6 protein-coding genes are annotated in these 7,072 nt (G+C 63.9%); 5 read left to right on the forward strand and 1 reads right to left on the reverse strand.

Annotated elements, in window-relative coordinates; translation table 11 throughout:
- Positions 1 to 1,176: phosphate acyltransferase (locus ACO48X_RS09605; protein ID WP_485001868.1), on the reverse strand; the 1,176-nt coding region annotated here is incomplete at its 3' end.
- 194 nt (positions 1,177 to 1,370) lie between these two features.
- On the opposite strand from ACO48X_RS09605, the gene ACO48X_RS09610 reads away from it, so the two are divergent.
- The 5 genes from ACO48X_RS09610 to ACO48X_RS09630 all read left to right on the forward strand — a co-directional run.
- Positions 1,371 to 2,291, forward strand: a complete 921-nt coding sequence (locus tag ACO48X_RS09610; protein WP_485001875.1) for a pseudouridine synthase — start codon at positions 1,371 to 1,373, stop codon at positions 2,289 to 2,291.
- 39 nt (positions 2,292 to 2,330) lie between these two features.
- Positions 2,331 to 3,899, forward strand: coding sequence for a glutamine-hydrolyzing GMP synthase (guaA, locus tag ACO48X_RS09615; RefSeq protein ID WP_485001869.1), 1,569 nt, complete (start codon positions 2,331 to 2,333; stop codon positions 3,897 to 3,899).
- 144 nt (positions 3,900 to 4,043) lie between these two features.
- Complete coding sequence (locus ACO48X_RS09620) at positions 4,044 to 4,427, forward strand: hypothetical protein (RefSeq protein ID WP_485001870.1); 384 nt, start codon at positions 4,044 to 4,046, stop codon at positions 4,425 to 4,427.
- A 239-nt stretch (positions 4,428 to 4,666) separates the two neighbouring features.
- Positions 4,667 to 5,332, forward strand: a complete 666-nt coding sequence (fsa, locus tag ACO48X_RS09625; RefSeq protein WP_485001871.1) for a fructose-6-phosphate aldolase — start codon at positions 4,667 to 4,669, stop codon at positions 5,330 to 5,332.
- A gap of 815 nt (positions 5,333 to 6,147) precedes the next feature.
- Positions 6,148 to 7,072, forward strand: a 925-nt coding sequence (locus ACO48X_RS09630) for a pyruvate formate lyase family protein (RefSeq protein WP_485001872.1), incomplete at its 3' end; no start/stop codon positions are given.

A 7,072-nucleotide genomic window follows, 5' to 3' on the forward strand; every position in this document is an offset into this window, starting at 1 on the left:
GGTCGGATTCGTGTTGACCGCGCAGTCGCCGTAGGCGTGGACGCGGTCGGCCATGAGCATGAGGAAAACGGAAGAGACGATCGAGGTTCCCGGCTTCGTCTTGATGATTTGGAACGAGGGGACAATCGTGTGGGCCGTGGTGTGGGCGGCCCCCGAGACCATTCCGTCGGCGTCGTCCATGTGCACCATCATTGTGCCGAAGTAGGAGACGTCCTTGACCGTTTCGAGCGCCTGCTCGTAGGAGACGCCCTTCTTCGCGCGGAGGCGGGCAAATTCGGTTGCGTACTTGTCCAGCAGCTCCGGATCGTTTGTGGAGACGATTCTTGCGCCGCCCAGGTCGAGGCCGAGCTCCGCCGCGCGCGCATCGACCTTCTCCTTCTCTCCCAGAATCACGATGTCTGCGATTTCGCGTTCCAGGCATTCGGCCGCGGCGTAGAGAATGCGGTCGTCCTCGGACTCGGGCAGGACGATTCGCTGCTTGTTCGAGCGCGCTTTCTCGACGAGGGCGAATGTGAAGCTCAGCGGCGTGACGACGTCGGAGCCTTTGGCGATGCCTTCCAAGAGAATGTCCGCAGCCTGGGGGGTGAGCCTGGGATCGGCCGCGTCCGGGATGAAGACAACCGGCGAGTCTTTGTAGTCGCTCAAGGCTTGCCGAACCTCGTCGGAGGCGCCCACCACGACCGTGGCGGCAATTGGCGCGTGCTCCTTCGTGACTTCCGCGGCGGCGAGCGTCGTGACCGCGACGACCTGTTTGCCCGTGCGCTTGTCGCCCGAAACGAGCATGACGAGCGAACAGCCGAGGTGGGCCGCCGCCCGGCCCGCGCGGTCGAGTGAGCCGGGAAGGACCGGGTCGCCCTCGAGGAGGCCTACGACGAGGACCGCGTCGAAGTCTCTGGCGTAGTCGCTGTAACGACGAAGGATCGCGTTCATCGCGTCTTCTTCGTCGACGACGTAGCTTGCGCGCGTCGTCCCCCAGGCCCGTTCGGCGTCCTCACTCCGCCCGATGGACTGAAGGAGGCCGAGGAAAGCCGCGTCCTCTTCAATGGGGCCGTTTGTGAAGGATCGGAAGACTCCGACCCTGTCGTAAACTGAGCCCAGCGCCTTGAGGTACTCCTTTGCCACCTCTTGAGTGGGGCAATTGGTTTCCGCAGCTGTAAAGTAGACGGTGTATGCCACGATGCAATTCCTTCCGTTCCGGCGGTGTTTTGGCCGGCGTGCTTTTCCGTGACGATTGTCCCACATCGACAGAGTGCGTCGCCGCCGGAGCCGGACATTAGACCGTGAGGCTGAGCACGTTCTGCGGAAGGGCGGAAAAGTTCACCGCAATTGGGGCGCGTGTGTATGCAAGTTCGGGCTACTCTGGAAAGGTGATGGACCAAGCGGCGGGCTCTGCTTCTGCTCGGAGCGCCGCGCGCACGAGGTGCGCCCCGGGGGACGGGCCCACCCGAGACGGCTTGCGGCCCACGGCGATTTGCGCCGAAGGAGGAGCCGTTTGGGAGGCCGTCGCCCGAGCGTTTCCGCGCCTGTCGGAGGAAAGCATCGCATTGGCCTTCTCGGCGGGAGACGTCGTCGACGCCGACGCGAACCCTCTGGCTCCGCAGCAATCCGTCAAGCGCGGTTCAAGCGTCTTCGTTTTTCGGCCGATCCCCGACGAGCCCGACGCGCCACTCGAACTCGACGTCGTCGGCGGGACCGATCGTTGGGTGGCCGTCGACAAACCTGCCGGCATGGCGACCATGCCCCGCGGCAAGCACGTGGCCCAGACCGTCACCATCGCCGCGAGGCGCCAATTCGCCAATCCTGAGATCGTCGCTGCGCACAGGCTCGACGCCGCCACGCGGGGCGTGCTGCTCCTGACGCTGGGCAAGCGGTGGCGCGCTCCCTATCAAACGCTGTTCGAGCGGCGTGAGGTGAGAAAAACGTACCTGGCCGTCGCCCCCGCCGACGACCGTTTCGTCGAGGCCCAGACCGTCGCGTTGGCCCTCGCCAAACCCCGCGGATCGTTGACGGCGTTGGTGGTCGACGGGCAGCCGAATGCGGTTACGACGGTGCGGTTGGCCGACGAGCGCCGAGGGCTGGGGCTGTACGAAATCGAGCCGAAAACTGGCCGCACGCATCAGATACGCGTCACGATGAGCCACCTCGGAATTCCGATCGTGGGCGATTGGCTGTACCCGGAGGTGCGCGACGGCGGGAATTTGCAGCTCCTGGCCGCGCGGCTGGGGTTCGTCGATCCGGCGAACGGATTGGAGGTCGCGTTGAAATCCGCCCAGACTCTCGATTGCTGGTAATAAGCACCCCTCGAACGGCGGCGACGCTATCCTTGATGCGTGACTAGCAATCCACGTCCGGTCCTCGTCGTCGACTTTGGCGCGCAGTATGCCCAGCTCATCGCGCGGCGAGTGCGCGAAGCCAACGTCTATTCTGAAATCGTTCCCCACACGGCCAGCGCGGCCGACATGCTCGCCAAAGATCCTGCGGCGATCGTCCTTTCGGGCGGCCCCTCGTCCGTTTACGAGGAAGGGGCGCCTTCGCTCGATCCGGCGATTTTCGACTCCGGGGTGCCGGTCCTCGGCATTTGCTACGGCTTCCAGGCCATGGCGCAGGCCCTAGGGGGAACGGTGGGCCGGACGGGGACCCGCGAGTACGGGCACACCGAGGCGAGTGTGGCCGAAGGCTCCTGCCTTTTCGACGGAACCCCGGCCGACCAGGTCGTGTGGATGAGCCACGGCGACGCCGTCCAGGCGGCTCCCGAAGGATTTGAGGTCACGGCCTCGACCTCGCAAACCCCCGTCGCGGCCTTCGAGAACCGCGACCGCAAGCTGTTCGGCCTGCAATGGCACCCGGAGGTGGGGCATTCGGCCTTCGGACAGGCCGCCCTTGAGAACTTCCTTTACGAAGGCGCGGGGCTCAAGCCCGTATGGACGCCGGGCAACATCGTCGACGAGCAGGTCGAGGCGATAAGGCGGCGCGTCGGCGGGGCCCAGGTCATATGCGCGCTGTCGGGAGGCGTCGATTCGTCCGTGGCCGCAGCCCTCGTCCACGCCGCTGTGGGCGATCAACTCACGTGCTTTTTCATCGATCACGGCCTGCTCCGCGCCGGGGAGCGCGAGCAGGTTGAGCGCGATTACGCGGAGGGAATGGGCATTCGCGTCGTTGCCGTCGACGAGTCTCAGCGTTTTTTGGACGCCTTGAACGGGGTCAGCGATCCCGAGGCCAAGCGAAAGATCATCGGGCGCGAGTTCATCCGTTCCTTCGAGGCCGCCCAGGCCCGATTGATCGCCGATATCGGCGCCGAAGGAGGCGAGGTCAAGTTCCTCGTCCAGGGGACCCTCTATCCCGACGTCGTCGAGTCCGGCGGCGGGGAAGGGGCCGCAAACATCAAGAGCCACCACAATGTGGGAGGGCTTCCCGAGGACATGGCCTTCGAACTGATCGAGCCCCTTCGTGCGCTGTTCAAGGACGAAGTCCGCGCGGTGGGCCGCGAGCTGGGCGTGCCCGAAAAGATCGTGGCGCGCCAGCCCTTCCCCGGGCCGGGGCTTGGAATCCGCATCGTCGGAGAGGTTACGCGTGAGCGTTTGGAGACGTTGCGGGCCGCAGACCTCATCGTGCGCGATGAACTGACGGCCGCCGGGCTGGACGAAAAAATCTGGCAGTGCCCCGTCGTCTTGCTGGCCGACGTGCGCTCCGTGGGCGTCCAGGGAGACGGGCGAACCTACGGACACCCGATCGTTTTGCGACCCGTTTCCTCCGAGGACGCGATGACTGCCGATTGGACGCGCCTTCCTTACGACGTTCTGGCCCGCATCTCCACACGCATCACGAATTCCGTTCCCGAGGTCAACAGAGTGGTGCTCGACTGCACGTCCAAGCCCCCGGGCACGATCGAGTGGGAGTGAAAGAAGGGGCGCAGGCCGACGGCGCTCGTGCCTCTCGCGGTCGGAAGGCGGCGTGTCTGCGTCCCGTTCGCTCGCCCCAAAACCTGAGTTGTGCCTCGAGTTCTCATTCCAGATGGCGGTAAACTAGACATGGAGCATGTTCCTATGATCTTACGAAAGGCATTTATTTTGGGACTCTTCAGCCGCAAAAAGAAAACCAGCGTGGACTTTGCCACAGTCGATTCTCCTGACGAGGCCGAGTCGTTGGTGAAGCAGGGTGTTTTAGCCCGCGTTCTGCTCGTGCCTCCTCAGCGAGGAGGGCTTGAAGATCCGTTGAACGCCGTCTACGCGACGCCCGAGGCCGCCAAGGAGAAGGCCAGGTGCGACGCGGAGGTGGAACAGCTTGAGCGCAGCGGCCGGGTGTCGCGATACGCTTGCGACTTGGAATACGACCAGGACGGCCCCAGCCGCGTTGCGCGGGCCATCACCGTCGTCGGAAAGGACGAGGCGGGGAACGTCGTCTATTCGCGCACCGTCAAGGTCTGGTGATGCGGCCGCCCGGCGGCCTTCGACGGTCTGCGGATGCCGCCGGGGCAAGCTCCGCCAACATCATGATGCTCGTGCGCGAGGGCAACGGCCGCTTGGCCTTCAGTGCGAAACCCGGCGCATAATATAGAGGGGCGGCTCGGACTTTTCCCGGGTGCGTCCCATTCTCACGCGATGCACGACGGCCGTGCGTTCGCGACATCGATCGGGCAGCGACGCCCGAGGAAGACGAGGAAACTCGAATGAAGTTCTTTATAGACACCGCCGACCTAAACGACATCCGGGAGGCGATGAGCTGGGGCGCTCTGTCAGGCGTGACCACCAACCCCAGCCTGTACGCGAAGACGGGTGGAAAACTGGCCGACTTCGAGCAACACATGGTGAAAATATGCGAGATTTGCGAGGGTCTGCCCGTTTCTGCGGAGTCGACGGCGACGACGACGCAGGGAATGGTCGAGGAAGGCAGGAGACTGGCAGGACTCGCTCCCAACATCGTCGTCAAGCTGCCGATCGGCGCCGAGAGCCTGGCGGCGACGAAGGCGCTAGCCGAAGAAGGCGTCGCGGTGAATATGACGCTCGTTTTCTCGGCCCCGCAGGCGCTTCTCGCGGCTCGGGCGGGCGCTCGGTACATCAGCCCGTTTGTCGGACGGGTCGATGACATCGGCTCCGACGGAGTCGCGAGCCTTGAGGAGATCGTTCGTTGCATCCACAACTACGACTTCGGCCACGAATGTGAAATTATCGCGGCTTCCATACGCAGCCCGTACCACGTCACGGCCGCGGCGCTCATGGGCGCGGACATCGCCACGGTGCCCTTCGGCGCCTTGAAGAATTGCGTCAAGCATCCGCTGACGGCCGAGGGCCTGGCAAAATTCGAGGCCGATTGGGAAAAGGTGAAGAACGCGTAGATTTGTCGGCGCTTAAGGCCGACGGCGCCCGAAGCGGCGACTGCGCCTCGACGCCTCGGCAAACGGGTGCAACGCCTTTTGCCCTCGAAACGGGTGCGGCGCCTAGCCCCCTTCACCTCGTTTCGCCGTCCTCGCGATCGGAGTTTCCGTGCTTCGGTGTTTTTGAAGCGTGAGGGGTTCGACGCCGTGAAGGGGGCGCCTCAGTCGGGGCGGGCGGTTGTTCCCCTGGCCCGCGAGCACGTTGAACGCGCGACCAAGCGTCGAAACGACGGATCCGGGAATGCGGCTTTGGACGGGGACGCTCGCGGGCAAGTGCTTTCCCAGCCGTCTTCAGGCGCGAGGAGGGGAGTTCCTGCATCGAGATGCAGAGAGGAGAGGCCCAGGACGGAAGGGAGACACAAGACAGAAGGTGCGACATCGTTTACAGCGGCGCCCTCTATCCCTATGAACGACGATTCGCGCCTCGTTGCAAGGGGCTCCGCAGCTCTGCGAGCGTTCTGCGTTCCGTGCACGGTGTTCCGCGATCCGCGTCAAACGCTTGGATTCGAAAGACGGAAAGGCTGACGGGCCGCACACTAGGACGTTTTGCCGTGGATGGGATTGCGACCAGGGAAGGGAATCGAAAGCCTGAAAGGACTAAAGTCGCATGTCGCGTTGGATAAAAGTCACACCGGCAGTTTTTCGCTTTATACCGCGGAGAAGTCCGTCTTGTTCAGCGTGTGTGGACACGGTCACCATATCCGAGTGGTCACGTGCTCATTCGCGGGGCAAAATTAGAGGCATCCGCTGGCTCCAATCAAGAGAAGAAGAGGATTATGGGAACCGACACCGCCGTCGACACCGAGGCATGGAAGGGTTTCGTCCCCGGCAACTGGACTGAGACCATCGATGTCCGCGACTTCATCCAAAAGAACTACACCCCGTACGAAGGCGACGCGTCCTTCCTCGCGGGCCCAACCGAGAAGACTCTCCGCGTGTGGAACACTCTTGAGAAGGAGTACCTGTCCGAAGAGCGCAAGCGCCGCGTCTACGACGTCGACACTAAGATCCCGGCCGACATCGACGCCTTCCCCGCGGGCTACATCAGCGAGGACGACGACGTCTGCGTCGGCCTTCAAACCGACGTGCCGCTCAAGCGTGCGATGATGCCCAACGGCGGCTGGCGCATGGTCGAGACCGCCATCAAGGAGGCTGGCAAAGAGCCTGACCCCGAGGTCAAGGAGATCTTCACCAGGTACCGCAAGACGCACAACGACGCCGTCTTCGACATCTACACCCCGCGCATTCGCGCCGCCCGCTCTTCCCACGTCATCACCGGTTTGCCCGACGCCTACGGCCGCGGCCGCATTATCGGCGACTACCGGCGCGTGGCCCTCTACGGCGTGGACCGTCTCATCGAGCAAAAGCAGGCCGCCAAGGACTCCGTCGCCGATGCGCCGTTCTCCGAGCACTGGGGACGCTACCGCGAGGAGCACGCCGAGCAGATCAAGGCGCTCAAGAAGCTCAAGGCGATGGCCGCGGCTTACGGCTTCGACATCTCGGGGCCCGCCAAGAACGCCAAAGAAGCCGTTCAGTGGACCTACTTTGCCTACCTTGCCTCCGTCAAGAGCCAGGACGGCGCCGCAATGTCGATCGGCCGCCTCTCCGCCTTCCTTGACATTTATTTTGAGCGCGACCTCAAGGCCGGGCCCATCACCGAGACGGACGCTCAGGAGATGGTCGGCGCCATCGTCATCAAGC

The organism is Peptidiphaga sp. (assembly GCF_057238965.1).

What these genes read in the sequence shown, in the direction of transcription:
- ACO48X_RS09610 (WP_485001875.1), top strand. Translation starts at nt 1,371, where the DNA reads ATGGACCAAGCGGCGGGCTCTGCTTCTGCTCGGAGCGCCGCGCGCACG.
- ACO48X_RS09620 (WP_485001870.1), top strand. Translation starts at nt 4,044, where the DNA reads ATGATCTTACGAAAGGCATTTATTTTGGGACTCTTCAGCCGCAAAAAG.
- fsa (WP_485001871.1), top strand. Translation starts at nt 4,667, where the DNA reads ATGAAGTTCTTTATAGACACCGCCGACCTAAACGACATCCGGGAGGCG.